Consider the following 25,517-nt stretch of genomic DNA (forward strand, 5'->3'; position numbering starts at 1 on the left):
GCCGGGGCACTGCGTAGGCTCCCCCCATGACCCAGCCCGGCCTGCGTGAGCGCAAGAAGCAGCGGATGTACGAGACCGTGTCGGACATCGCCATCCGGCTCTTCCTGGAGCGGGGGTTCGACGCGGTGTCCGTCGCGGAGGTGGCGGCGGCGGCCGAGATCTCCAAGCCGACGCTGTTCCGGTACTTCCCGGCGAAGGAGGATCTGGTGCTGTACCGGATCGCCGACCACGAGGGGGAGGCCGCGCGGGTGGTGGCGGAGTCCGGGGAGCCGCCCGTGGAGGCGCTGCGGCGGCACTTCCTGGCCGGCCTGGAGCGGTGTGATCCGGTGACCGGGCTCAACGACCACCCCCAGGTGCTGGCGTTCCACGCCCTGCTCTACGGGACGCCCTCCCTGGTCGCCCGGGCGCACACGCACCAGGAGCGGTCCGAGGCCGCGCTCGCCGAGGCGCTCGGGGGCGACCTGGACGCGCGGCTCGCCGCCGGGCAGATCATGGCCGTCCTGCGGGTCCTGGCGCTGGAGAACTGGCGGCGGATCTCGGCCGGGGAGCAGGTGGCGGACGTACGGCCCGAGGCGGTGGCGGCGGCGGAGCGGGCCTTCGACCGGCTGGCGGCCGGGCTGTCGCCGGGCCGGGTCAGAGGTCGGACCGAGTAATAAAGTTAACTCGGTCACATTTTTGGGTACGCTCGGTGGAATGACGTCGACCGAGCCCGCCCTTCAGCACGTCCTCGACCGTGAACGCGCCCACCACGAGCGCTGCCGGGACGCCCTCGCCGCGATGGTCGAGGGCGCCGGTGAGCAGGTCGTCGTCGGCGAGGACGTCTCCGCGTCCGGTGCCGACGCCGAGGTCCTCGGTTACCGGCTGCGCAGCCGGGCCAAGGCGCTGCGGGAACTGCCGCAGGGGCCCTTGTTCTTCGGTGCCCTGCGCGGGGAGCAGGGCGAGCTGCACATCGGGCGCCTGCGGATCTTTGAGCACCCGGCCGAACCGCCCCTCGTCGTGGACTGGCGCGCCCCCGTCTCCCGCGCCTTCTACCAGGCCTCCGCCCGGGACCCGCAGGGCGTCGCCGTACGGCGGAGGTTCGGCTGGGCGCCCGGCAGCCGCGGGGACTCCGCCGACCTGACCGGCCTGGAGGACGAGCACCTCGACCGGGGCGAGTCCCGGGACAGCGAGATCGTCTCCCGGGAGATCGAGCGCCCCCGGGTCGGGCCCATGCGGGACATCGCCGCCACCATCCAGCCCGAGCAGGACGACCTGGTCCGCGGGGACCTGGCCCAGTCGGTGTGCGTGCAGGGCGCGCCCGGCACCGGCAAGACCGCCGTCGGCCTGCACCGGGCCGCCTATCTGCTCTACACCCACCCGCAGCGCATCCGGCGCGGCGGTCTGCTGATCCTCGGCCCCAACCGCACCTTCCTTTCGTACATCGCGGAGGTCCTGCCTGCCCTCGGCGAGACGGGCGTGCGGCAGTCGACGCTGACCGAGGAGATCGCCCGTCAGCCGGTCGGCGCCGTCGACGACGAGTCCGCCGCCGTCGTCAAGCACGACGCCCGGATGGCCCGGGTGCTGCGGCGGGCGCTGTACGCGCGCGTGCGCACCGCGGGGACCGGCTCGCTCACCGTGCCGGACGGGTCGTACCGGTGGCGGGTGCCGCAGGCGGAACTGGAGCGGATCGTGACGGACGTGCGGGAGGAGGAACCGCCGTACGCAGTCGGCCGGGAACGGGTGCGGGCGCGGATCGTGCGGAGCCTTCGCGAACAGGCCGAGCGGCGGGCCGGGCCGCCCCCCGCCGCCTGGGTGCGCCGCGTCGAGCGGGCGCGGCCCGTGACCGCGTACCTCGACGCAGTCTGGCCCCGCGTGCGGCCCGAGGAGGTCGTGGCCGAACTGCTGGGTGACCCGGTGGCGTTGGCGGCGGCCGCCGACGGGCTGCTCGACGCCGGGGAGCAGCGGGCGCTGCTGTGGGAGAAGCCGCCCCGGTCGTGGAAGTCGGCCCGCTGGTCGGCCGCCGATCTGGTGCTGCTCGACGAGGTGGCCGGGCTGATCGAGCACCCGGAGGGGTACGGGCACGTCGTCGTGGACGAGGCGCAGGATCTGTCGCCGATGGAGTGCCGGGCCATCGCCCGCCGGGCCCCGTTCGGTTCGCTGACGGTCCTGGGCGACCTGGCGCAGGGGACGACGCCGTGGGCGGCGCGCTCGTGGCCCGAGGTCCTCGCCCATCTGGGGAAGCCGGACGCGGCCGTGGTCGCCCTCACCACGGGCTTCCGCGTGCCCCGGGCCGTGGTCGGACTCGCCAACCGGCTGCTTCGGCGGCTGGACGTGGAGGTGCCCGCGGCCCGTTCGCTGCGCGGGGACGGGGAGTTGCGCCTGCGGCGGACGACCCCCGAGGCGGTGCCCGCGGCGGTCGTGGACGCCGTACGGGACGCGCTGGGGCGGGAGGGCTCGGTCGGGGTCGTCGCGGCCGACGCGGACGTGGCCCGGGTGCGATCCGCCCTGGACGCGGCCGGTATCGCGACGGCGGGCCCGGAGGAACTCGGCGCGCGGGTCTCGCTGGTGCCGGCGAGCATGGTCAAGGGCCTGGAGTACGACCATGTCGTGGCCGTCGAGCCGGCGGCCGTCGCCGAGGCCGAGGAGCGAGGACTGCACCGGCTGTACGTGGTGCTGACGCGGGCGGTGACACGGCTGGACGTGGTGTGCGGCCGGCCACTGCCCTTCTGACCGGCGGCGGTCGGAGCCAGGGCAGTGCGGGTGCCGCCCGCTCGGCCGGCCGGGGCGGCACCGCCCTGCCTCAGTCGGACAGCCGGTGGGCTTGCGCGAAGGGGCCCTTCTCGCTGAAGGCGTGTTCCGCGAAGCGTTCGCCGATGCGGCGGTGGGTGGCGGCGTCGGGGTGGACCCGGTCCGGCAGCGGGAGTTCGGCCGCGTCGGCCTCGCCGTAGAGGTCGAGTCCGTCGAGGTAGTACAGGTGGGGGTCCTGCGCCGCGCGCTGGCGCACGATGCGGGCCATCTCCTCGCGGACGACGCCGAGCGTGAGCTTCCCGGCGGGGATCTCCGCCGGGTCGCCCATGGCGGCGAACAGCAGCCGGCCCTCCTCGACCGCGCTCAGGTCCGGGGCCGTGGGCCCGGGGGTGTCCTCGTGGATGGCGCAGTGGATGGGGGAGACGAGCAGCAGCGGGGTGTCGGGGTGCCCCTCTCGAATCGTGTCGAGGAAGCCGTGCAGGGCCGGCCCGAAGGCGCGCAGCCGCATCACGTCCTGGTTGACGATGTTGATGCCCATCTTGACGCTGATCAGGTCGGCCGGGGTGTCCCGCAGGGCCCGCGCGGTGAACGGGTCGAGCAGCGCGCTGCCGCCCAGCCCCAGGTTGATCAGCTCCACTCCGCCGAGCAGCGCGGCGACGGCGGGCCACACGCCCGTCGGGCTCGCGGCGTCGGTGCCGTGGCTGATCGAACTGCCGTGGTGCAGCCAGATCCGGCGGCCCCGGTCCGGTGCGGGCTCGACGGGCGCGTCGGTGCGCAGGGCGACGAGTTCGGTGGTCTCGTTGTGCGGGAGCCAGATCTCGACGTCCTTCTCGCCCGCGGGCAGACCGGTGAAGCGGAGGGTGCCGACCGGGCCCTCGGTCACCGTGCCGTTCCACGTGGCCAAGTCGATCGTCAGGACGTTGCCGCCGGTCCCCGGGGCCTGCCCGGCCGGGCGGCCGTCGACGCGCAGGTCGTACAGGCCGTCCGGGCGGGGCGGGAAGCCGCTGTAGTCGCGCTTGGTGCGCAGGACGTCCAGCTCGACGGCGGTCGCGGCGGTGCGGAGGGCCAGCCGTACGCCGGAGGGCTGGGCCTCGGCCATGGCCAGCTGCGGGTCGGTGTTCTGGGCGCGGGCCCGGGCCGGCAGCCGGTGCGGGAGCAGTCCGTGCTCGGTGCGCTCCACGTCGAGGGCACCGCGCAGCAGGTCCGCGGTGAGGGGCGTGGTGATCCAGTCGGGCTCGGTGTGCATGGTGTCAGCCTCGGGGGTCCGTAGGGGGTTCGCCCGGTGCGGGCCAGTTGCGCAGCAGCGTGTCGAGGGCGTCGAGGATCCGGGCCCAGGTGACGTCGGTGTCGGGCGCGCTGTGGCTGAACCCGCCGCCCAGCTCCAGGCTGACGTAGCCGTGGAAGACGCTGCCCAGCAGCCGGACGGCGTGGGTCTGGTCGGGTTCCGTCAGGTCGTAGCCGCGCAGCAGGGCCCGGGTCATCTGCGCGTGCCGGACGCCGGCGCTCGCGGCGGCCGTCTCGGGGTCCAGCCGCAGCTGGGCGGCGGCGTAGCGGCCGGGGTGCTCCCGGGCGTAGTCGCGGTAGACGTTGGCGAGGGCGGCCAACGCGTCCTTGCCGGCCCGCCCGGCCAGGGCCTCGGCGGCGCGGTCGGCCAGTTCCGTGAGCGCGAGCAGGGCGATCCGGGTCTTCAGGTCCTGGGAGTTCTTCACGTGCGAGTACAGGCTGGCGACCTTGACGTCGAACCGCCGGGCCAGCGCCGAGACGGTGACCTGGTCGAAGCCCACCTCGTCGGCGAGTTCCGCACCGGCCCGGGTCAGCCGCTCCGGGGTCAGTCCTGCGCGTGCCATTCGGTGTTCCCTTCTGCCGAAAGGGATTGTGCACCTGCCTAATCTTTTTAGGCAAACCGTCATCATGCTTAGGTAGCCTGTGAGGTTCCCCGGGCGAGCGCTCGCAGCCTCCTTCCCCGCCGGGTGGGGCCCCATGGCTTCAGTACGGAGATCGCGGTCATGAAGACGTAGGCGGACAACGAGACGACCGGCCCGAACAGCACGTCGCCGGCATCGGGCAGCGGCCCGCCCGCCGCGACGGCCTTGACGGCGGCGCTCACGCCGGGGCGCAGGGCGAACGCCGTGGCGGCGGTCGTGGCGAGGGTGAGCCAGAACTTCGTGACGACCCACCGGTGCCGTGCCAGCCCCCACGGCGTGCCCAGCGACAGCACCAAGCCGCTGAGCAGGGTCAGGAACGCGACGGGCAGCAGCAGCCAGTCGGTGAAGAGCAGCATGGCCCGCACGCCGGCCTCCACGCTCCCGGCGGAACCGGTCGTGGCCGCGGTGGTGCCGAGCGCGAGCAGCCCGAGCGTGAGCCCCAGCCAGCTGGCGGAGGCGGTGACGTGGACGACGAGCACGGCCCGCCGCGCGGACCGGCCGAGCTGCGGTTTCGAGGTGGTGGTGTTCACCCGGACCACGGTGCCTGGCGGCGACGACGGAGGCGTCTTACGGCGGGAGTAACTCCGGGTACTTGCGTGGGCGTACGCCGGAGTGTCGGGTGGGGCGGCTGGCGTCGGGGCATGCCGGAGTGTCGGTGGGGGCGGCTGGCGTCGGGGCATGACCGAGCCCTCGCACCTCACCGCGGTCCGGGAGTCGTACGACACCGTCGCCGCCGAGTACGCCCGGCGGGTCCCCGCGCCGGCCGGGCTGGACCCGGTGTCCCGCGCGATGCTGGCCGCCTTCGCCGAACTCGTACGCCCCCTGGGACCGGTCGCCGACCTGGGCTGCGGTCCCGGCAGGGTGACCGCCCACCTGGTCGCCCTCGGCGTGCGGGCGTTCGGCGTGGACCTCTCGCCGAGGATGGTCGAACTGGCCCGGGCGGCCCACCCGGAGCTCCGTTTCACCACCGGCTCGATGACGGCCCTGGACATCCCCGCCGGCGAACTCGGCGGCGTCCTCGCGTACTACTCCACCCACCACACCCCGCCCCGGCACCTGCCCGCCGTCTTCGCCGAGATCCACCGCACGCTCGCGCCCGGCGGCGTGCTGATGCCGGCCGGTCACGTGGGCGACGGCGAGCGGCTGAACCCCACCAGCGCCTACGGCGACCACCCGGTGTCCTACACGTCGTACCTGCTCCCCCCGGACCGCATCGCCGAACTCCTGGAGGAGGCGGGGCTGGTGGTCACGACCCGCCTGGTGCAGGAACCGGAGGGCGCCTCGAAGAGACGGTCGGGCACGTTCCTGGCGTACAGGACCGATGGCTGGCGCGGAACGGCGTGACGCCCCGGGCCGTCCGCCGGGAGGGGCCGGAAGGGTGGTGTGGCGCACTATTGCAAGCGGGTGCTTGCAATAGTTAGCGGAGTGCTGCACTGTGGAGTCATGGCATCGCTCAACGTCGGCAATCTCGGTGACTACCTGCGCGAGCAGCGGCGCAACGCGCAGCTGTCGCTGCGGCAGCTCGCCGACGCCGCCGGGGTGTCCAATCCGTACCTGAGCCAGATCGAGCGCGGGCTGCGCAAGCCGAGCGCGGAGGTGCTGCAGCAGGTCGCCAAGGCCCTGCGGATCTCCGCCGAGACGCTGTACGTCCGCGCCGGGATCCTGGACGCCGAGCGGGACCGGGACGATGTGGAGACCCGCGCGGTCATCCTCGCCGATCCCACGCTGCACGAGCGGCAGAAGCAGGTGCTGCTGCAGATCTACGAGTCGTTCCGCAAGGAGAACGGGTTCGGGAGCGGCGACGGCGTGCTGAGCGCGGTCGGTGCGCCGGCCGGGGACGGGACGCCGGCCGGGGACGGCGCGGTGGCCTCGGACGGGGACGCTCCGGACGCCGGCACCGGGATACGCCGGCCCCGCGCGGCCGACGGAGACCGGTCCGCGGAGCTCCCTGCCGACGGCGACGGCGACGGCCCGTCCGCCACCGCCCGCCGCCCCCGCACGGCCGACGGCGCTGCGCCCGCCGCCCGGCCCCGCAAGGCCCACGGCGGTACACCCGCCACCCGCCGCCCCCGCAAGGGCACCGGCGGAAGCGACACCGATCCGCGGCAGACGGCCGGCTGAGCCGGACCAGGGCACCGGCCGCCGCCGCGGATCACACGAACCCTCAGCCGAACCCTCATACAGAAATCCGGGAGGACCATCACCATGGCCATCACCGACGACCTGCGCAAGACCCTCAGCGACCCGACCCCGCTCTACTTCGCGGCGGGCACCGCCGACCTCGCCCTTCAGCAGGCCAAGAAGGTGCCGGCCCTGGTCGAGCAGCTGCGGTCGGAGGCGCCGGCCCGGTTCGACGCCGTGCGCAACACCGACACCAAGGCCGTTCAGGAGAAGGCCTCCGCCCGGGCCAAGGAGGCCTCCGCCCGCGTCAAGGAGACGCAGGAGACCCTCCAGAACAAGGTCACCGAGTTCATCGGCTCCTTCGACGTCAAGAAGGTCGGCAGCACGATCGACGCGGACCTGAAGAAGTTCGGCGAGAGCGCCCAGGACTTCGCGCTGCGCGGCGTCGGTGTGGCCGCCGAGTACGCCGTCAAGGCCCGAGAGACCTACGAGAAGGTCGCCGAGCACGGCCAGCAGGCCGTCCGCACCTGGCGCGGCGAGGCCGCCGACGGCATCGAGGAGGTCGCCGAGAGCGTCGAGGAGCTGGCCATCGCGGTCGAGCCGAAGTCCGAGCCGGTCGAGGTCAAGGACGAGCCGGCGAAGCCCGCCCAGGTCATCGCCTCCGAGGCCAAGGCCGCCGCGGCGGCGAAGAAGGCCCCCGCCGCCAAGAAGGCCCCGGCGCGCAAGACCACCACCGCCAAGAAGACGACGCCCCCGGCGGAGTAGCCGGCGGCCGGCGCGGGCCGGGCACCCTGCGGGTGCCCGGCCCGTTGTACGGGTACGGTGACCGCGTAGGGACGAGCCGAGTCGGGTGGTGGACGTTGTGCTGATGCAGGGCTTCGCAGGGTTTATGTGGCTTCTGAGCATGGCCCTGATCGTGTTCAGCGGCTTCGCTCTGCTGGACGCCGCCGTGCGCCGGGAGGACGCCTACCGCGCGGCCGACAAGAAGACCAAGCCGTTCTGGCTGATCATCCTCGGGATCGCCTTCGTGGTGAACCTGCTCTTCCCGATCCTGTCGTTCCTGCCGATCATCGGCCTCATCGCGACGATCGTGTACATGGTCGACGTGCGGCCGGCGATCCGGGCGCTCCCGGGCGGGGGCCGCAGCAACCGGGGCTCCAGCAGCGACGGCCCGTACGGCCCGTGGAACGGCGGCCGGTAGAACCACCCCGCGGCGGCGCCCCGTCGTCCGGCGCCCTCTTGTCGTCCAGCGGCCCTTGTCGTCGGCGCCCTCTTGTCGTCCGCAGCCCTCTTGTCGTCCAGCGGCAACCGTGTTGTCCAGCGTCCCCTCGCCGTCCGAGGTCCCTGCCGTCCGCGGCTCTTTGCCGTCCACCGGCCTTGCCGTCCGGCGCCCCCGGACCGGCTACGGCACCCGGTCCAGCAGCAGTACCGCCACGTCGTCCGTCAGCTCGCCGCCGTTGAGGTCGCGGACCTCGTTCACCGCCGCGCGCAGCAGTTGCTCGCCGCGCAGTCCCTCGGCGAACTGGCGGCGGACCATCTCGGTCATGCCCTCCTGGCCGAGCCGCTCCCGGCCATCGCCGACGCGGCCCTCGATCAGACCGTCGGTGTAGAGCATCAGGCTCCACTCGGCGCCCAGCTCCACCTGCATCCGCGGCCAGCGGGCCCCCGGCAGCAGCCCGAGGGCCGGGCCGTTGTTGTCGTACGGCAGCAGCCGGGCCGGCCGGCCGGGGCCGGCCAGCAGCGGGGAGGGGTGGCCCGCCAGGCACAGTCCGGCCCGGCGGCCGTCCGGCGCGATGTCCACCGTGCACAGGGTCGCGAAGATCTCGTCGTCGGCCCGCTCGTGCTCCAGCACCTGCTGGAGCGTGCCCAGCAGCTGGTCGCCGCACAGGCCCGCCAGCGTCAGCGCGCGCCACGCGATCCGCAGCTCCACGCCCAGGGCGGCCTCGTCCGGGCCGTGGCCGCAGACGTCACCGATCATGGCGTGCACCGTGCCGTCCGGCGTGCGTACGACGTCGTAGAAGTCACCGCCGAGCAGGGCGCGCGAGCGGCCCGGGCGGTAGCGGGCGGCGAAACGCAGCGAGGAGCCCTCCAGCAGGGGGGTCGGCAGCAGGCCGCGCTCCAGACGGCGGTTCTCCTGCGCGCGCAGCTTGCCCTCGGCGAGCCGGCGCTCGGCCGACTCGGAGCGCTTGCGCTCCACCGCGTAGCGGATCGCGCGGCTCAGCAGCCGGCCGTCCAGCTCGTCGCGGAAGAGGTAGTCCTGGGCGCCCACGCGCACCGCCTCAGCGCCGCGCTCGGCGTCGCCCGAGGCGGTCAGCGCCAGGACGGCGTGCCGGGGCGCGAGCTCCAGCACGTGCTTGAGCACGGCGAGCTCGTCGTCGGAGTCGCTGCGGCCGGGCGCGGGCAGCGCGAGGTCCAGCAGGATGCAGTGGACGTCGTCGGTCAGCAGCCGCTCGGCCTCCGTGAGGTTGCGGGCCGTGCGGACGCGGATCGGCTTGCCCGCCTGGTCGAGCATGTCGGGCACGATCGGCGAACCCGCCGGGTCGTCCTCGATCAGCAGCAGCGTCAGGTTGGTGTGGGTGGTGTGGTTCTCCACCTTGTCCGTGGTGTCTCCGGCGGTGTCCGGGGTGCGCGGGGCCTGCGCCGAGGCGTCCGTCCCGGAGTCCCCGGCGGGGCCGCCGCACGCGGACGCGGCCTGCGCCTGACCACTCTCCACGGCCGGGATGGCTCTCTGCCGCGGTATGGGTACGGGCATTGTCTTGGGTTCCTTCCCTCCCCCCGAGGGCATGGCGGGGGCGAGGGACCTCGACCCACCGACCGGGACCATAGCGGGTGTCGGCGCCGCATTGGAATGGTGTGAGCCACGCCGCCGTGCCATCGGCCAGTGTCATATGCCGCGATATGCCCCGCAGTTGGACAGGTGTGGGATGCCGTGGGGATGACGAACGTCACGTCGGCGCGGTGTCCGTGCGGGGGTTCGGCGTGGGGTGGGTCACGTGGCCCAGGTCACGGCAGGTGTCCGCGGTCCGGTATCCGGGGCCCGGGGGCCGGTTCAGCCGGCGTCCGGCCGCACCACTCCGAGGATCGGCATGGATCCCGCCCCCGCGATGGTGATCGTCCGGCCGGGCCGCGGGGCGTGCACCATCGCCCCGTCGCCGATGTACATCGCGACATGGCTCGCGTCGCCGAAGTAGATGATGAGGTCGCCGGGCCGCATCTCCCGCACGTCGACGCGCCGCAGTTGCCGCCACTGCTCCTGCGACGTGCGCGGTACGCCGCGTCCGGCGGATGCCCAGGCCTGTGACGTCAGGCCCGAGCAGTCGTAGCTCTTCGGCCCCTCGGCGCCCCACTGGTACGGCTTGCCGATCTGGGCCGTGGCGTACTGGACGGCCTTCCTGCCCTGCTCGGAGGCCTTGCCGTCGATCTCGGCGAGGACGCCGGAGTCCAGCCAGGCGGTCTGGGCCCGGTCCGCGGCCTCCTTCTCCAGCTCGGCGAGGCGCTCCTGCTCCTCCTCGCGCAGCTCGGACTCCAGCTTCTCGGCCTGCGCGATCTGCTTCTCGATCTTCTTCTGCGCGGCGGCCTTGGCCTTGCGGCCCGCCTCCAGCTTCTTCCACTGCGCGGAGGCGTCCTTGGCGTACTGTTCCAAGTCCTCCTGCGCGCGGGTCAGTTCGCCGATCAGGCCCCTGGTCGCATGGTGGCCCTGGCGGACGCGGCCCGTGCCGTCGAGGAACTGCTGCGGGTCGTCGCTGAGCATCAGCCGGGCCTCGGGCGGGAGTCCGCCGCCGCGGTACTGGGCGGCGGCCGCGGCGCCCGCGCGGTCCTTGAGCCGCTCCAGCCGCTCCTTGCCCTTGACGATCTTCTTGGCCAGCTTGACGATCTCGGCGGACTGCTTGTCGGCCTTCTCCTCGGCGGCGTTGTACTCGTCGGTGGCGCGGGCGGCCGCGCGGTAGAGCTTGTCGAGCTTCTCGCGGACGGCTTCCAGGTCCGTGCCGGGTGTGCGGGCCGTGCTCGCGGTGGGGGTGGGTTCGGGGTCCGGGTGGGGGCTGGCGAATGCCGTGCCCGGCGCTGCCAGCACCGTGACCGCGCAGACCACGGCCACGGCCGTCGCGATCAGGCCACGCTTGCCCGTTCCCATACGTCGTCCCCCCCACTTATTAACCGTCAGTAACATGCGGTTCGCCTGGGGATGCTGCCATGTCGGCAGGCAAAACGACAGGGGTAGTACTTCCCGCCACTCCCGCGCCGGTATGCCCCCGCCCCACGATCTCCCCCCGTGGGTGTGACGAACGACTCACGGAGATCGTTCCCTCAGTCCGGGTCGCCTCGCCCGGAGACCCTCACCCCCGGGCGTCCTCACCCCTCGCGAAGACCCTCACCCCCGCGGCGCCAACGCCCCCCACCGCACCGTCACTTCGCCCTGGCGCCACCGTGCCGGGCCGTCCACGACCGGCCAGTCGGCCGTCAGATCGCGCACCGCTCGGATCCAGCGCTGGCGGGCGCCGTAGGAGGCGTAGGGCGCGGCGGCCGCCCAGGCGCGGTCGAAGTCGCGCAGGAAGGCGTGCACGGGCTCGCCCGGGACGTTGCGGTGGATGAGTGCCTTCGGCAGGCGTTCCGCCAGGTCGGAAGGGCGCCCCAGGGAACCGAGCCGGGTCGCGAGGGTGACCGTGCGGGGTCCTTCCGGGCCGAGCGCGACCCACACGTGCCGGCGTCCGATCTCGTCGCAGGTTCCCTCGACCAGCAGCCCGCCGCGCGAGCCGGTCGCGGGGTCGGCCGGGGCGAGCCGCCCGCACAGCCGCTCCCACACGGCCGCCACCTGGTGCTCCTCGTACTGCCGCAGCACGTTCGCCGCGCGCACGAGCAGGGGCCGCTGCGGGATCGGGATCTCGAAGCCGCCGTGCCGGAAGACCAGCCCCGCCCGCTCGTAGGGGAGGGCCGCCGCGACCCGGGCCGGTTCGATCTCGATTCCCACGACACGCGCGCGTGGTGCCACCGTGCGGAGCCGCTGCAGCAGTTCGACGGCCGTCCAGGGGGCGGCGCCGTACCCGAGGTCCACCGCCACGGGATCGGCGGCGCGGCGCAGTTCGGCGCCGTGCGTGGCCGCGATCCAGCGGTCCATGCGGCGCAGCCGGTTGGGGTTGGTCGTCCCGCGCGTCACCGTGCCCAGGGGTCGGGCGGCTGCGCGGGCTGTCATGCCTACGAGGGTATGCGGCGCCACGGACCCCGGGGGACCGTGAGAGGCCCGGGGGGCCGCGCTCATGGGGCGGGTCGAACGGTTGAGCGACCAGCGGTAATGATTCGGTAAAACTCGCGAACCGGGAAATGGAGCACCTTCCTCCGGTGTTGGACCACGTCGGAGGGCACGTGCGCCCTGCGACAGGCATGCCCCGGAGCGAGGAGGAACGCCACGTGAGCCAGTACATCGGCAGGCTCGGGCGGCGCTCGGCGTCCTCGCCCGCGCGCCTGCGGCTGCACCGCAGGCCCCGCCGTGTCGCCATGCTCTCCGTGCACACCTCCCCGCTCCACCAGCCGGGCACCGGCGACGCCGGCGGCATGAACGTCTACATCGTGGAGCTCGCGCAGCGTCTCGCCGCGATCAACATCGAGGTGGAGATCTTCACGCGCGCGACCGCCGCCGCCCTCCCGCCCACCGTCGAGCTGGCCCCCGGCGTGCTCGTCCGGCACGTCGACGCCGGGCCCTACGAGGGCCTCAACAAGGAGGACCTCCCCGCCCAGCTTTGCGCCTTCACGCACGGCGTGATGCAGGCCTGGGCCGGTCACCGCCCCGGCCACTACGACCTGGTCCACTCCCACTACTGGCTCTCCGGCCACGTCGGCTGGCTCGCCGCCCAGCGCTGGGGTGTCCCGCTGGTGCACGCCATGCACACCATGGCCAAGGTCAAGAACGCCAATCTGGCCGACGGCGACACCCCCGAGCCCGCCGCCCGCGTCATCGGCGAGACCCAGATCGTCGACGCCGCCGACCGCCTCATCGCCAACACCACCGAAGAGGCCGACGAACTCGTCCGGCACTACGCGGCCGACCCCGGCAAGGTCGCCGTGGTCCACCCCGGCGTCAACCTCCGCCGCTTCTCGCCCGCCGACGGCCGCGCCGCCGCCCGGGCCCGCCTCGGCCTGCCCCAGGACGCCCTCATCCCGCTCTTCGCTGGCCGCATCCAGCCCCTGAAGGCCCCCGACGTGCTGCTGCGGGCCGTCGCCGTGCTCCTCGACGAGCGTCCCGAGCTGCGCTCGCGCATCCTCGTGCCCGTCGTCGGCGGTCCCAGCGGCAGCGGCCTCGCCAAGCCCGAGGGCCTGCAGAAGCTCGCCGCCCGCCTCGGCATCGCGGACGTCGTACGGTTCCGCCCGCCGGTCGGCCAGGAGCAGCTCGCCGACTGGTTCCGCGCCGCCTCCGTGCTGGTCATGCCCTCCTACAGCGAGTCCTTCGGCCTGGTCGCCATAGAGGCCCAGGCGGCCGGCACCCCCGTGCTCGCGGCCGCGGTCGGCGGCCTGCCGGTCGCCGTGCGGGACGGCCACACCGGTTTCCTCGTCCGCGGCCACAATCCGGCCGACTACGCACGCGTGCTGGCCGCCTTCGCCGACGACCCGCACCTCGCGCCCCGGCTCGGCGACCAGGCCGCCCGCCACGCCCAGTCCTTCGGCTGGGACACCGCGGCCGCCGCCACCGCGGACGTCTACACGGCCGCGCTGCAGGCGCACCGCCGTCGCGTACGCTCGCTGCATGGGTGAAACCGATCTCGAACAGCGCGCGGCACAGGTCGTCGAGGGAGTGCTGAAGGACGCCGGCCTGGAGTGGGAGAGCCCCCGGTCCGGCACGTACGTCGCGCAACTGCCCGGCACCCGCAAGCTGAAGACGACGGTCTCCCTGATCGTCGGCCGCCACTCCCTGTCGCTCAACGCCTTCGTCATCCGCCACCCCGACGACAACGAGCAGGGCGTCCACCGCTGGCTCCTGGAGCGCAACCTCAAGCTCTACGGCGTGAGTTACGCCGTCGACCAGCACGGCGACGTCTACGTCACCGGCCGCCTCGCCCTGTCCGCCGTCACCGCCGACGAGATCGACCGCCTGCTCGGCCAGGTGCTCGAGGCCTCCGACGGCAGCTTCAACACCCTGCTGGAACTCGGCTTCGCCTCGGCGATCCGCAAGGAGTACGAGTGGCGGGTGTCCCGGGGCGAGTCCACGCGCAACCTCGACGCCTTCGCCCATTTGACGCAGCGCCCGGAGCGGCCCCAGGAGGACAGGCCCTGAAGGGTCAGGCCCTGAAGGGTCAGGCCCTGGAGGTCGCCCGGTAGCTCCCGGGCGGTACACCCACCAGCTTCCGGAAGTGCCGGGTGAGATGGGACTGGTCGTAGAACCCGGTCGCCACCGCGACCTCGCTCGGTGAGCGCCCTTCGAGCAGCAGCCGCCGGGCGCGGCCCACGCGCAGGGACGTCAGGTACTGGTGCGGGGCGATGCCGTAGGCCGTGCTGAAGGCCCGGACGAGATGGGCGGGATGCGCTCCCACCAGCCCGGCCGCCTCCCGCAGCCCGACGCCCTCGACGACCCGCTCGTCCAGCAGCTCGCGCAGCCGCCGCGCGAGCGCCGGATCGGCGGGACGGGCCGTGCCGCTCTCCCCGCGCAGATGGTCGCGCAGCCGCTCCCCGACGAACGTCAGCCTGCTCTCGGCCTCCAGTTCCTCACCGGGCCGGGCCAGCGCGCCGTGCACCTGGCCGACGCGCCGCCGCAGCAGCGGATCGCGCAGATCGGGCCGGTCGACGGCGGCCCCGATGAACTCGTCGCCGAGATACGTCGCGTCCAGGTACAGCACCCGCTTGCGGAAGCCCTCCTCGGTGACGGGCGAGCCGTTGTGCGGCACGTGCGGCGGCAGCAGCGACACGGTGTCGTGCGGGGTGCCGTGCTCGTGCCGGTCCAGGTCGTACCGTACGGCGCCGGTGTCGACGATCAGCAGCGTCCAGGCTTCGTGGACGTGCATCGGATACGCGTACTCGGTGAACCGGGCGTGGAACACCTCGACGACACCCGGGACGGCCGGCCGCCAGGCGGAGACGATCCGCTGTCGGTCCGGGGTCGTGCGGGCGGGCGGTGAGGCCATGCAAAGAACGTACAAGACCCGGCCCGGGGCTGCCGGGCACGCTCGGATCATGAACACGATCACCGAACCCCCGGCGCCGGAACCCATCCGCTTCGACACGAAGATCGCCGTGCTGCTGCGTGCCGACCTGGAGCCCTGGCAGCGCCTCAACGTCACGTCGTTCCTGGTCAGCGGCCTGGGAACACAGATCCCCGAGGTGATCGGCGAACCGTACGAGGACGCGGACGGCGTGCCGTACCTGCCGATGTTCCGCCAGCCGGTCCTGGTCTTCGAGGCCACGAAGGAGACCCTCACCACGGCCCACGCCCGCGCCCTGTCCCGCGCCCTGCCGCGCTCGGTCTTCACCTCCGACCTGTTCGCGACGGGCAACGACCGTGACAACCGGGCGGCCGTACGCGCGGTGCCGACGGCGGAGCTGGACCTGGTGGGGCTCGCCGTCCACGGGCCGAAGAACGCGGTGGACAAGGTGGTGAAGGGGGCACGCCTGCACCCGTGAGCCGGGCGTGGGCGTGGGCGCGGGTCCGTGGGTGCCGGTGCGTGGGTGCCGGTGCGTGGGCGTGGGCGCGGGTGCGTGGCCGGCGGGGCGGCGACCAAAGTCGCGGACCGGTAGACCAACGGCTGATGACAGGGCCGCGAGCGTCTGAGCAGACTCGATGCCATGGAGGAAGCCAGGAACGTGCCGTTGCGCAAAGGCCCCGGTCCGCGGGCGGGCGAGACCGCGGAACTCAGCGAATCGGCGTGGGCCATCGTGCTCTTCTGCGTCGTCTGCGGTGCCGTCGCGGGCGCGCTGCTGCCCCTCCTCGCCCGCCTGCTGCTGTCCCTGCCGTGGGCCCCGCTCAAGGGCCCGGCCGAACTGCTGACCTCCGTCCCGGAACCCGCCCTCACCCTCGGCACGGTGGCGGTGGGCGCGCTCGGCGGTCTGCTGCTCGGTTTCACGGCGGTCCACGAGTCCCTGTCGGTCCGCGTCACCGGCACCCACCTGGCCCTCACGATCAGGGACAGCACCCAGGAGTTCCCGCGCGAGGACGTCGACGTCCTCTTCCGGGACGGCAAGCAACTCGTCGCGCTCTCCCCGAGCGGGCTGGAACTGGCCCGCGAGCCGTGCGGCCTGTCCTGGCGCCGTCTCGCCGACACCCTCACCGCGCACGGCTGGACCTGGGCCGAACAGGACCCGTACCACGCGGACTTCCGCCGCTGGGTTCCCGGCACACCCGGCCTGCCGGCGGGCGCCGACGCGCTGCTGCGCGCCCGCGCCCAGGCCCGCAGGCACGAGGACGACGCGGCCGACGCCCGGGAACTGCGCGGGGAGTTGCTGCGGCTCGGCGTGGTCGTGAGGGACGAGGACAAGCGCCAGTACTGGCGGATCGTCGACGGCTGACGGGGTCGGATGGCGGGGTCGGCTGACGCGGGCGGCTGGAGCGATCGGCTGGCGCGGTCGGCTGATGCGGTCGGCTGATGCGGTCGGCTGACGCCGTCCGTCGGCGGTCAGGGCGTGCAGGCCGCCGCGATCGACAGGCTGTTCTCGTACAGGTAGTGCCGGGTGATCCGCCCGTCCTCGACGGTGAGCCGCAGGGCGAAGGGCCCGGAGAAGGACTTCCCGGTCGCCCGCACGGTTCCGGCGACATGCCCCATCAGCACGGCATCGGCCCCGTCGACGAGGATGGTGTCGATGGACGCGCGGGCGTCCTCGGGAACGGTGTACCGCGCCAACTCGTCGGCCTGCGCGGCGCATTCCGCGGCCGTCGACCGAGGCCGGATCCAGGGCACGACGGGATTCTCGGCCAGCACCCAGTCGACCTCGTCGGCGAACAGACCGGCAAGCCCCTCGGTGTCCCCGGCGAGCCGGAGTTCGAGGAACTTCTGCACGGTGGAGCGGGTGGCTTCAGCGGTGGTTGTCATGGAAGCAGCTTGGCGGGGCGGGCCGGTGGGCGTCGATTACGTCGGAGGTAACGAGGACGTGCCCGTGCGGTCAGGGCCTCCGTCCGGCAGGCGGGGTATCTCGGCAGGCCGGGGTATCTCGGCAGACCGGGGAAGTTCGGCAGGCCGAGGGTGTTTCGGCAGGCAGGCCGGGGTATGGGGGCGCGCGGGTTGTGGGGTTCGCGAGCCGAGGCTCACCCCGCCCCCACCTCCGGCTGCGGCCGCACCGCCCCCTTCACCACTGGCTCCACCTGCTCTACCGGCTTCACGGGTTCTACCGGCTTCACGGGCTCCACCGGCTTCACGGGTTCCACCGGCTTCGCAGGGGCCACCGACTGGGCCTCCGTCTCGACTCCCGCCGTCTCCTCCGGAAGCCGCCGCATCAACACCCCGTACCCCACACCGGCGACCGTCCCCACGACCGCGCAGAACCCCCACAGCCACTCCGCCCCGAACCGGTCGATGACGAACCCGGAGAGCAGTGGGGCGACGAGGGCCGCGACGGACCAGGACATCGTGTACATGCCCTGGTAGCGCCCCCGTCCGTGCGTCGGGGACAGCCGTACGACGAGGCCGGTCTGCGTCGGCGCGTTCACGATCTCGGCGAGCGTCCACACGCACACCGTCAGGGCGATGACCCCGACCGACCCCGCGAAGGCGGTCAGCGCGAAGCCGTACCCGGCCAGGACGGACGAGACGACGAGCAGCCGGCGTGGGTCGCGGTGCTCGATGAAACGGGTGACCGGGATCTGGAGGACGACGATCAGCACGCCGTTGACGGCGATCGCCATGCCGTACTCGGCCGGGGTGAACCCCGCCGCGCCCATCGCCACCGGCAGCCCCACCGACCCCTGCTGGAAGATCAGCGCGACGAGGAAGGACAGCCCGACGACACTCATGAAGCGTCCGTCACGCAGTACGGTCCCGAGGCCGACCGAACGGTCGGAGCCGGCGGCGGTCTCCACCGGCTCGGCCGGCCGGGACTCCGGCAGGCGCAGGAAGACGACGATCGCGCAGACCATCGTCATCCCCGCCTCGATGAGGAAACCGGCGCGGTAACTGACCTCGGCGATGAACCCGGCGGCCATGGAGGAGATGGCGAAACCGAGGTTGATGGCCCAGTAGTTGAGGGAGAAGGCGCGGATGCGGTCCTCGGGCCGGACGATGTCGGCCATCATCGCCTGCACGGCCGGGCGCGACGCGTTGCTCGCCATGCCGACGAGGAAGGCGACGCCGGCGATCGTGACGGGGTCGCGCACGAAGCCGAGCAGGGCGACCGACACGGCGGTCGAGGCCTGGGCGATCAGCAGGGTCGGCCGCCGTCCCAGCCGGTCGGTCATCACACCGCCGGCCAGTGAGGAGACCACGCCGCCGAGCCCGTGCAGGGCGGCGACCAGACCGGCGTACGTCGCGGAGTAGCCGCGGTCGAGGGTCAGGTACAGCGCCATGAACGTCGCGACGAACGCGCCGAGCCGGTTGACGAGCGTGCTGGTCCACAGCCACCAGAACTCCCGGGGGAGACCTGAGACCGTCTCCCGGACGGCACGTCGGGCACGCAGGGCGTACGGCATGGGCTCCCCCGGAGGCGACAGGATGCGGATGGCGACACCGATGTAAGCGGCGCTGGCAGCAAGGGGAAATTACAATCCGCCCTTTGTCGGGGGCCACTCAATTAACAGATCCCGTCAAACGTCCGCCTGCCGGGCAGCCACGCGAACGGGCGAAAGCGTGGATTACGCTCTGAGGCATGGCCGACGCACCGTACAAGCTGATCCTCCTCCGCCACGGCGAGAGCGAGTGGAACGAGAAGAACCTGTTCACCGGCTGGGTGGACGTCAACCTCACCGCGAAGGGCGAGAAGGAGGCGACCCGCGGCGGCGAGCTGCTCAAGGACGCCGGCCTGCTCCCCGACGTGGTCCACACGTCCCTCCAGAAGCGCGCCATCCGCACCGCGCAGCTCGCCCTGGAGTCCGCCGACCGCCTCTGGATCCCGGTCCACCGCTCCTGGCGCCTGAACGAGCGCCACTACGGCGCCCTGCAGGGCAAGGACAAGGCGCAGACGCTCGCCGAGTTCGGCGAGGAGCAGTTCATGCTGTGGCGCCGCTCCTACGACACCCCGCCGCCGCCGCTGGACGTCGACGCCGAGTACTCCCAGTTCTCCGACCCGCGCTACGCGACCCTCCCGCCGGAGCTGCGCCCGCGCACGGAGTGCCTGAAGGACGTCGTCGTCCGCATGCTCCCGTACTGGTTCGACGCGGTCGTCCCCGACCTGCTGACCGGCCGCACGGTCCTGGTCGCGGCCCACGGCAACAGCCTCCGCGCCCTGGTCAAGCACCTGGACGGCATCTCCGACGAGGACATCGCGGGCCTGAACATCCCCACGGGCATCCCGCTCTCCTACGAACTGGACGCCGACTTCAAGCCGGTGAACCCGGGCGGCACGTACCTGGACCCCGAGGCAGCGGCAGCGGCCATCGAGGCGGTCAAGAACCAGGGCAAGAAGAAGTAACCCGAATCGATTAAGCCCCCGGCCCGCGAGTTCCCCGTCGGCCGGGGGCCTTTTCGGTCGTCGGGCGGCGCGTTCCGCGTCCGGTGCGCCGTGTCATGATGCGTACCCGCGGGCCGCCCGCAGGATGTCCGCGGGGGTCGTCCCGCACTGCGCCCATGCGATGCCGGCATCCGCGTGCACGCGCACGACGTGGTCGCCCACGCGGATCGGCATGCCGATCCGGGACTGTAGCGACAACGCTGCCTCGTGCGCGTCGGTGAGGCTCAAGTCGTCGGCCAGGACGACGAACTCGTCACCGCCGTATCGCGCGACCGTGTCACCGTCGCGTGCGGCCTGACTGAGCCGCCGGGCGACTTCGACCAGGACGTCGTCCCCCGTACCGTGCCCGAAACGAGTGTTGATCGCCTTGAAGGCACGGAGAGCGAAGAACAGAACGGCCAGGCCATGGGGGTTGCCGTCGCCCACGGGGGGCCGGACATGGGTGTGAGGCGGCTCGTGGTAGCCCGTGTGGTCGAGGTGGAGGTGACCGAGGGCCTCCGCGGTGGCGGATCCGTGCTTCCTGAGTGCGCAGAGCCGGGCGTCGATGCGGACGTGCAGCTCGGCGGCGTTCGGCAGCCCCGTGAGCGTGTCGTGCGAGGCGCGGTGGGCGAGTTCCAGTTCCCGGTGCTTGCGCTCCTCGATGTCCTCGATGTGAGTGAGCAGGAAGCGGGGGCCGTCGGCGGTGTCCGCGATCACGCTGTTGCGCATGGAGACCCACAGGTACGTCCCGTCGCGGCGCCCGAGACGCAGTTCCGCGCGGCCGCCCTCGGCGCTGGTGCGGAGCAGGGTGCCTATGTCCTCGGGGTGGGCCAGGTCGGAGAAGGAGTAGCGGCGCATCGCGGAGGCCGGGCGGCCCAGCATGCGGCACAGCACATCGTTCGCCCGGAGGATGCGGCCGTGACTGCTACCGCCCATCTCGGCGATGGCCATGCCGGACGGGGCGTACTCGAAGGCCTGGCGGAACGACTCCTCGCTCGCCCGCAGCGCCTGCTGCTCTCTTTCCTGCCTGACCAGTGCGCGCTGCATGTTGGCCCGCAGCCGCGCGTTGCTGATCGCGACGGCGGCCTGGAAGGCGTACTCCTCCAGGTCCCGGCGTTCGTCCGGTCTGGGGTGACGCCGGGTGAGGGGACGGTCCACGGAAATCACGCCGAGCAGTTCACCACGGGAGTCGCCGGAGGCGCTGCGGGTGTACATCGGGGCGAAGAGCCGGTCGGCCGGGTGCCACTCGTCCTCGAAGCGGGGGGCGGGGCCGTCGGTGTACCACTGCGGGACGTCGTCGTCGTCGAGGACCCAGCCCTCGGTGTGCGGTATGAACACCAGGTCGCCCCACGGCTCGCCCATGGTCAGCCGGCGTTCCCAGGAGTCACGAGAGCCCACCCGGCCGGTCATCTGCGCCTCCGCGGTGGCGTCACCCGCCAAGGCGGCGACCACGAGATCACCGTCCTGGCGGACCAGGTTGACGCACGCCAGCTCGTATCCCAGACCCGTCACGACCCCTTCGGCGACGATCTGCAGGGTGTCCGCGAGACTGCGAGCCAGATGGAGGCCCTGGACCGCGGCCTGCAGATGGTGACTCCTGTCGATGGCGAGCGCGCTGCGGGTAGCGAACTCGGCGGCGACCGACAGGTCGGCGTCCTGGAAAGCCTGCTCGTGGGCGTGGCGCAGGAGGACGGCGGTGCCGATGATCCGGCTGCGACCGTGCAGGGGCACCAGGACGGTGTGTCCCCCACCAGGTGCTTCATGCCGTCGGCCGAGCAGTTCCGGCAGCGCGGCGTCACCGATCGGCGAGTCGGTGGTGACCGGCAGCGCCCCGTTCAGCACCTCGAAGAGCGCGCTGCCGGGGCGCACCTCGCACTGCCTGGCACCCCCTCCGGCGTGGAGCGGGTGCACTTGCTGCAGCCGCAGCACCAGCGGGCCCACGTGGTGGTCGTCGCCCGTCGGGAACGGGTTCCGCAGATAGACCATGACCGCGTCGGCGACGGCCGGGACGAGGGCCCGGCACAGCCGCGTCATGATGTCCTCCGGGTCCCTCCCCCTTGTGATGCGATGGGCCGCCTCGGACAGGTCGCCCTGGGGGCCGGCGACCGGGGACCGTGGGGACTCGAGCGCGGGGAAGGACGCCTCCTGGCTGGTCGGCGGGTTGTCCGGGGTTGTTCCGGACAACCCGGGCAGGTGTCCCGTCGAGCCGTGCGGGACGCGCCCGGGCAGGGAGACGCCGGCGTCCACCGCCGAAGCCGGGGGAATTGAGGACGGCCGATACCCCACCTCGTCGGCGGCCTGGTGGACGGCCTCGTGCTCCTCGTCGAGCACGGCGCGTGCCTTCTCCAGCGCACGGTCGACATCGTTGAGCGCGGCGTCGTCCGGGTCGAACGCGTGCAGATCGGGCCCGGACAGCAGCGGTGCCGGTTCCTGTGCCGGGGAAGGTTCGTCCTCTCCCATGCGTAGGCGCAACTCGGCCAGTTCGGCTTCCAGGTCCTGAACGCGGCGTGCCGCGTGGTCGGCGACCTGCTGGGCGATGCCACGCTCCCGCTCGGCGCGAGCCAATTGTTCGCGTAGTTCCGTCTCCTGCCGCTGCGCCCGGGAAAGGAGTTCCACCACCCCCTGACCGTCAGGGAGGTCGACCGTGACCGACTCCAACGCGTCGAGCCTGCGCTTCAGCTCGGCAACCTTCGCCTGGGCCTGCCCCAGCATCACGAACAGCAACGTGGCGATGGACAAGGCCTGTTGGCGCCCGCGTTCACCGGCCTCGTACGCCTGCCGGGCGCGCTGCATCTCCTGGAGGACCTCGATGGTGCGGTCCTTGGCCTCCAGCAGGGCCCGAGCGGGCACCAGCTCCTGCGCCTCCGTGACCGCTGTGGGGTTCAGGCGCGCCCGGTCCCACAGCGACCTCGCCTCCCCAAGGCGCCGCCGGGAGAGGTCGGCGTCTTCGTGAGGAAAGCACACGTCTGCCACGGCCTCGACGAGATCCCACTCCAGCGACTCGCCGGACAGCCGGTCACGCAACCGGCGTAACTCGGGCACGGCCCCGGCGACGAAGTGCTCGGGCGTGAGCCGTACGTGCAACTGCCGCACGGACACCCCCGATTCGTCGAGCCAGGACCGCACCATGGCGACCAGCTGATTGATCTCGACGCACGAGCCCCGGGCCGGCCCCCACGGCCGCCCCGCCCGCTTCCTCTCGCCGGCCACCCGAACCCCCCTGGTTTGTTCGCCGGACAACCCCCTGTTGTCACCGGAGAAACATCCAACCGTCCCACCTGCGGTCCCGCCCGGGGATCGTCGTGATTCGTCATCCACACCACACGACCCAGGCGGTGCCCCCATGCAACACACCTTCCCGGCGTTTCTGCTCCTCGCGCTGGCGGTGGCCGTCCTCTTCTCCCTCGTCGCCGCGGCCATCGCCTTCGCCCTCGCCCGCTGGGAGGGAGCCGCCGTGCCGTCGGCCCTCTCCCGCTGCGGAATGGCGTTCGCCGCAAGCCTGACCCTCTGCCTGGCCGTCTTCGCTGCGTTGGACCGGACGTAGCCAAGGGCATCGGCGCCGTCACCGGGCGGGGGCGTCAGCGGTGCGGGCTCCAAGCGGGCAGGTGAACCGGGCACCGGGTGCCGGCCCAACGTCAGGCGCTGACGTCGGGGCGGCTCCCGGCCGGGAATTCGGTGGCGGACCGGCTCCCCGCCCCCCAGCATGTGCCCATGGCCTCCCACGAGCACACCGACGACAGCAGCACGACCCGGTGGACGCAGGCGACCGTCTACCCCGACATGTGGGTCGACCCGGACGACGACCCCCGTGAGACCGACGCCGAGCCCGTCGGGGAGCACGGTCTTCTGCTCGACTACCTGCGTACCTACCGCCTCACCCTGGAGATGAAGTGCGCGGGCCTGGACGCGGAGCAGATGGCCCGGCGGTCCGTGCCGCCGTCCACCATGTCCCTGCTCGGGCTGGTGCGGCACCTGACCGAGGAGGAACGGCACTTCCGTCGCGTCATGGCCGGTGAGGACGCCCCGAAGCTGTACCGCACCGACGCGGACCGCGACGGCGACTTCAACGGCGCGCTGCCCGACCAGGCGGTCGTGGACGACGCCTGGCGCCAGTGGCGGACGGAGGCCGAGCGCACCGACCGCTACCTGGCCGGCGTCACGGACCTCAACACCACGAACGCCGGCCACTCCGACCTCGGCCCCGAGCCCGGCGGCCGGCTCCGGCTCCGCGACGTCCTGCTGGCGCAGATCGCCGAGTACGCGCGCCACTGCGGCCACGCCGACCTCCTGCGCGAGCGGATCGACGGCCGGGTCGGGCAGTGACGGGACGACCGACTCCCACAATCATCCGCAGCTGCGCACCCAACGGCTGCGCCTGCGCACACGACAGGGCTGACGCGCGGCCGGCGCTGGCAGGTCACCGCCTGGTCATCGACGAGGCCCGGTCGTCGGTTGCGGCCCGGACGACTTCTCCGGGCCACCCCCGTACAGACCGGGGATGCAACCATTCCCTACGGAGCTGGAACCCCCGGAAGCCGGCCGCGCGGTGCACAGGGTTAGTGCCCGGCACTGACAACGGCCCCGCCACCGATCCGGCCTGTCGCTGATCCCGGCCTGTGGCTGATCCCGGCCTGTGGCTGATCCCGGCCTGTGGCTGACCTCAACCCGCCGTCGATCCGGCCTGCTGATCCCGGCCTGTGGCCGCTCCCAGCCCGCCGCCGGTCCCCGCCGGTGGCCGATCCCTCAGGACACCGTCAACGGCACCGCATGCACCTCGTCCGCCCGGTGCCCGGCCCGCTCGTGCACGCGCTGCACCGCTTCGGCCGACGGGGCCTCCGAGAGGCAGTAGACGAGGCCGGACTCCGGGTCCGCCCAGGCCTGCTCGAACGAGACCTGCTCCTCGTCCTGGATGGCGAGGTCCGCGTCGTGGGCCTCGCGCAGTTGCTCCTCCGTGATGCCCTTCATGCTGTGGTGGACATCCATGAACTTGGCCATGGCCCGTGCCTCCTTCCCGTACGGCACTCCACGCCCTGACCCCCGCACCTTCCATGCTCCGCCCGAACGGCCCTGCGGGCGACCGCAACGCCGTGGGGCCCCGGCGCGCCGCCGGGGCCCCACAGGTCGAACGGCACAGCGTGCCGGCGTCAGCCGCACTGGCAGGGGCCGCCCGACTGGCACCCGCAGCCGCAGCCCGAGCCGCAGCCGCACGCGGCGATCAGGGGCAGGTTCCTGAGCTCGGCGGGCTGCTCGGTCTCGCGCTGCTGGGTGGGGTCGGGCGCGGTGCTGGGGGATTCGGCCATGGGTCCCTCCTCGAGGCTGGTGCCTGTGCCCATTGGACGCCAGGTCCGCTGGGCGCATCAACGGCGCACAGAGGCGCCCGCGCGCCCAGCCCGAACCCCGCCCGGCCGTTTCACGCCCTGGCGAAACCGGGGGTCAGGCCCCCTCCGCCCCCGGGGCCGCCTGGATCTCCGGCTGCACATCCACCTGGAGCTCGTCCGCGTGCTCGCCCGTCACCAGGTACACCACGCGCTTGGCGACCGACACCGCGTGGTCGGCGAACCGCTCGTAGTAGCGGCCCAGCAGCGTGACGTCCACGGCCGTCTCGATGCCGTGCTTCCAGCGGTCGTCCATCAGGTGCTGGAACAGCGTGCGGTGCAGCAGGTCCATCGCGTCGTCGTCCTGCTCCAGCTGCAGCGCGAGGTCGACGTCCTTGGTGATGATCACCTCGGCGGCCTTCGCCATCAGGCGCTGTGCGAGCTGGCCCATCTCCAGGATCGTGGCGTGCAGGTCGCTCGGGACCGCGCGGTCCGGGTAGCGCAGACGCGCCAGCTTCGCCACGTGCTGGGCGAGGTCGCCCGAGCGCTCCAGGTCGGCCGACATGCGCAGCGACGTCACGACGATGCGCAGGTCCGTCGCCACCGGCTGCTGCCGCGCCAGCAGGGCTATCGCCCGGGCCTCCAGCTCGTGCTGGAGCTCGTCGACCTTCTGGTCGGCCTCGATCACGTTCTCGGCCAGCTTCAGGTCGGAGTCGAGCATGGCGGTCGTGGCGCGCCCGATCGCCGACCCGACCAGCCGGGCCATCTCCACCAGACCGTCGCCGATCGAGTCCAGTTCCTCGTGGTACGCGTCCCGCATCAGGGTTCCCTCTCGTGCGTTCAAGTCGGGGGTTCAAGGGCCGGGCCCCCACCGACAAAC

26 protein-coding genes are annotated in these 25,517 nt (G+C 72.8%); 13 read left to right on the top strand and 13 right to left on the bottom strand.

Annotated elements, in window-relative coordinates; translation table 11 throughout:
• Nucleotides 1-26 precede the first annotated feature (26 nt).
• Together ABTZ58_RS11710 and ABTZ58_RS11715 are read left to right on the top strand one after the other, a co-directional pair.
• Nucleotides 27-653, top strand: a complete 627-nt coding sequence (locus tag ABTZ58_RS11710) for a TetR family transcriptional regulator (RefSeq protein ID WP_351353855.1) — start codon at nt 27-29, stop codon at nt 651-653.
• A 40-nt stretch (nt 654-693) separates the two neighbouring features.
• Complete coding sequence (locus ABTZ58_RS11715) at nt 694-2,709, top strand: HelD family protein (RefSeq protein ID WP_351353858.1); 2,016 nt, start codon at nt 694-696, stop codon at nt 2,707-2,709.
• A 70-nt stretch (nt 2,710-2,779) separates the two neighbouring features.
• Here the strand turns inward: ABTZ58_RS11715 and ABTZ58_RS11720 are convergent, their stop codons facing one another.
• From ABTZ58_RS11720 to ABTZ58_RS11730, 3 genes are all read right to left on the bottom strand, one after another.
• Nucleotides 2,780-3,973, bottom strand: coding sequence for a GDSL-type esterase/lipase family protein (locus tag ABTZ58_RS11720; protein WP_351353861.1), 1,194 nt, complete (start codon nt 3,971-3,973; stop codon nt 2,780-2,782).
• Nucleotides 3,974-3,977: 4 nt separating this feature from the next.
• Complete coding sequence (locus ABTZ58_RS11725) at nt 3,978-4,574, bottom strand: TetR/AcrR family transcriptional regulator (protein WP_351353864.1); 597 nt, start codon at nt 4,572-4,574, stop codon at nt 3,978-3,980.
• Between the two features lie 68 nt (nt 4,575-4,642).
• Nucleotides 4,643-5,182 carry a DUF2269 domain-containing protein gene (locus tag ABTZ58_RS11730; RefSeq protein ID WP_351353867.1) on the bottom strand — a complete coding sequence of 180 codons (540 nt, stop codon included), beginning with the start codon at nt 5,180-5,182 and terminating at the stop codon, nt 4,643-4,645.
• 148 nt (nt 5,183-5,330) lie between these two features.
• Between ABTZ58_RS11730 and ABTZ58_RS11735 the strand changes: the two genes are divergently transcribed.
• The 4 genes from ABTZ58_RS11735 (at nt 5,331) to ABTZ58_RS11750 (ending at nt 7,974) form a co-directional block, all read left to right on the top strand.
• A complete protein-coding gene (locus ABTZ58_RS11735) occupies nt 5,331-5,996 on the top strand; it encodes a class I SAM-dependent methyltransferase (RefSeq protein WP_351353870.1) in 666 nt (221 codons plus the stop codon).
• Between the two features lie 99 nt (nt 5,997-6,095).
• The gene (locus tag ABTZ58_RS11740; RefSeq protein ID WP_351353873.1) at nt 6,096-6,773 is read left to right on the top strand and encodes a helix-turn-helix domain-containing protein; all 678 of its coding nucleotides are present in this window, start codon (nt 6,096-6,098) and stop codon (nt 6,771-6,773) included.
• Between the two features lie 84 nt (nt 6,774-6,857).
• Entirely contained in the window at nt 6,858-7,538 is a 681-nt protein-coding gene (locus ABTZ58_RS11745) for a hypothetical protein (RefSeq protein WP_351353876.1), read from the top strand.
• Between the two features lie 103 nt (nt 7,539-7,641).
• Nucleotides 7,642-7,974: a DUF2516 family protein gene (locus ABTZ58_RS11750; RefSeq protein ID WP_309097340.1), complete on the top strand. Its 333-nt coding sequence runs from the start codon at nt 7,642-7,644 to the stop codon at nt 7,972-7,974.
• Nucleotides 7,975-8,175: 201 nt separating this feature from the next.
• On the opposite strand, the gene ABTZ58_RS11755 is transcribed toward ABTZ58_RS11750, so the two are convergent.
• The 3 genes from ABTZ58_RS11755 to ABTZ58_RS11765 all read right to left on the bottom strand — a co-directional run bounded on the left by ABTZ58_RS11755 (nt 8,176) and on the right by ABTZ58_RS11765 (nt 11,961).
• Nucleotides 8,176-9,525, bottom strand: a complete 1,350-nt coding sequence (locus tag ABTZ58_RS11755) for a PP2C family protein-serine/threonine phosphatase (RefSeq protein WP_351353879.1) — start codon at nt 9,523-9,525, stop codon at nt 8,176-8,178.
• 297 nt (nt 9,526-9,822) lie between these two features.
• Nucleotides 9,823-10,905, bottom strand: a complete 1,083-nt coding sequence (locus ABTZ58_RS11760; RefSeq protein ID WP_351353882.1) for a C40 family peptidase — start codon at nt 10,903-10,905, stop codon at nt 9,823-9,825.
• Nucleotides 10,906-11,142: 237 nt separating this feature from the next.
• Nucleotides 11,143-11,961 (bottom strand): class I SAM-dependent methyltransferase, encoded by an 819-nt coding sequence (locus ABTZ58_RS11765; RefSeq protein WP_351353885.1) that lies wholly within the window; start codon nt 11,959-11,961, stop codon nt 11,143-11,145.
• Nucleotides 11,962-12,176: 215 nt separating this feature from the next.
• On the opposite strand from ABTZ58_RS11765, the gene mshA reads away from it, so the two are divergent.
• Nucleotides 12,177-13,514, top strand: coding sequence for a D-inositol-3-phosphate glycosyltransferase (mshA, locus tag ABTZ58_RS11770; protein WP_351353888.1), 1,338 nt, complete (start codon nt 12,177-12,179; stop codon nt 13,512-13,514).
• Nucleotides 13,507-14,034, top strand: coding sequence for a type III secretion system chaperone family protein (locus ABTZ58_RS11775; RefSeq protein WP_351353891.1), 528 nt, complete (start codon nt 13,507-13,509; stop codon nt 14,032-14,034). The genes mshA and ABTZ58_RS11775 overlap by 8 nt, the downstream gene beginning before the upstream one ends.
• Before the next feature lie 19 nt (nt 14,035-14,053).
• Here ABTZ58_RS11775 and ABTZ58_RS11780 read toward each other — a convergent pair whose 3' ends face one another.
• Nucleotides 14,054-14,878: a helix-turn-helix domain-containing protein gene (locus ABTZ58_RS11780; RefSeq protein ID WP_351353893.1), complete on the bottom strand. Its 825-nt coding sequence runs from the start codon at nt 14,876-14,878 to the stop codon at nt 14,054-14,056.
• Between the two features lie 49 nt (nt 14,879-14,927).
• Between ABTZ58_RS11780 and ABTZ58_RS11785 the strand changes: the two genes are divergently transcribed.
• Nucleotides 14,928-15,374, top strand: coding sequence for a DUF2000 family protein (locus ABTZ58_RS11785; protein WP_351353895.1), 447 nt, complete (start codon nt 14,928-14,930; stop codon nt 15,372-15,374).
• A gap of 162 nt (nt 15,375-15,536) precedes the next feature.
• On the top strand, nt 15,537-16,256 hold the full coding sequence (locus ABTZ58_RS11790; protein WP_351353898.1) for a YqeB family protein: 720 nt from the start codon (nt 15,537-15,539) through the stop codon (nt 16,254-16,256).
• 107 nt (nt 16,257-16,363) lie between these two features.
• On the opposite strand, the gene ABTZ58_RS11795 is transcribed toward ABTZ58_RS11790, so the two are convergent.
• Both ABTZ58_RS11795 and ABTZ58_RS11800 read right to left on the bottom strand, forming a co-directional pair.
• Complete coding sequence (locus ABTZ58_RS11795) at nt 16,364-16,777, bottom strand: nuclear transport factor 2 family protein (protein ID WP_351353900.1); 414 nt, start codon at nt 16,775-16,777, stop codon at nt 16,364-16,366.
• A gap of 212 nt (nt 16,778-16,989) precedes the next feature.
• Nucleotides 16,990-18,366, bottom strand: a complete 1,377-nt coding sequence (locus ABTZ58_RS11800; RefSeq protein WP_351353903.1) for an MFS transporter — start codon at nt 18,364-18,366, stop codon at nt 16,990-16,992.
• Between the two features lie 176 nt (nt 18,367-18,542).
• On the opposite strand from ABTZ58_RS11800, the gene ABTZ58_RS11805 reads away from it, so the two are divergent.
• Nucleotides 18,543-19,304 carry a phosphoglyceromutase gene (locus ABTZ58_RS11805; RefSeq protein WP_351353906.1) on the top strand — a complete coding sequence of 254 codons (762 nt, stop codon included), beginning with the start codon at nt 18,543-18,545 and terminating at the stop codon, nt 19,302-19,304.
• Between the two features lie 93 nt (nt 19,305-19,397).
• On the opposite strand, the gene cdgB is transcribed toward ABTZ58_RS11805, so the two are convergent.
• A complete protein-coding gene (gene cdgB, locus ABTZ58_RS11810) occupies nt 19,398-20,927 on the bottom strand; it encodes a diguanylate cyclase CdgB (RefSeq protein ID WP_502996059.1) in 1,530 nt (509 codons plus the stop codon).
• Between the two features lie 1,738 nt (nt 20,928-22,665).
• Between cdgB and ABTZ58_RS11815 the strand changes: the two genes are divergently transcribed.
• Together ABTZ58_RS11815 and ABTZ58_RS11820 are read left to right on the top strand one after the other, a co-directional pair.
• Entirely contained in the window at nt 22,666-22,866 is a 201-nt protein-coding gene (locus ABTZ58_RS11815; RefSeq protein ID WP_309064127.1) for a hypothetical protein, read from the top strand.
• Between the two features lie 167 nt (nt 22,867-23,033).
• Entirely contained in the window at nt 23,034-23,645 is a 612-nt protein-coding gene (locus tag ABTZ58_RS11820; protein ID WP_351353910.1) for a DinB family protein, read from the top strand.
• A 420-nt stretch (nt 23,646-24,065) separates the two neighbouring features.
• On the opposite strand, the gene ABTZ58_RS11825 is transcribed toward ABTZ58_RS11820, so the two are convergent.
• The 3 genes from ABTZ58_RS11825 to phoU all read right to left on the bottom strand — a co-directional run bounded on the left by ABTZ58_RS11825 (nt 24,066) and on the right by phoU (nt 25,457).
• Nucleotides 24,066-24,317: an SCO4226 family nickel-binding protein gene (locus ABTZ58_RS11825; RefSeq protein WP_351353913.1), complete on the bottom strand. Its 252-nt coding sequence runs from the start codon at nt 24,315-24,317 to the stop codon at nt 24,066-24,068.
• A 149-nt stretch (nt 24,318-24,466) separates the two neighbouring features.
• Nucleotides 24,467-24,622 (bottom strand): hypothetical protein, encoded by a 156-nt coding sequence (locus ABTZ58_RS11830; protein ID WP_351353916.1) that lies wholly within the window; start codon nt 24,620-24,622, stop codon nt 24,467-24,469.
• A gap of 133 nt (nt 24,623-24,755) precedes the next feature.
• A complete protein-coding gene (phoU, locus tag ABTZ58_RS11835; protein ID WP_351353919.1) occupies nt 24,756-25,457 on the bottom strand; it encodes a phosphate signaling complex protein PhoU in 702 nt (233 codons plus the stop codon).
• Between the last annotated feature and the right edge of the window lie 60 nt (nt 25,458-25,517).

The organism is Streptomyces sp. NPDC094143, assembly GCF_040303825.1.
Taxonomy (GTDB): Bacteria; Actinomycetota; Actinomycetes; order Streptomycetales; family Streptomycetaceae; genus Streptomyces.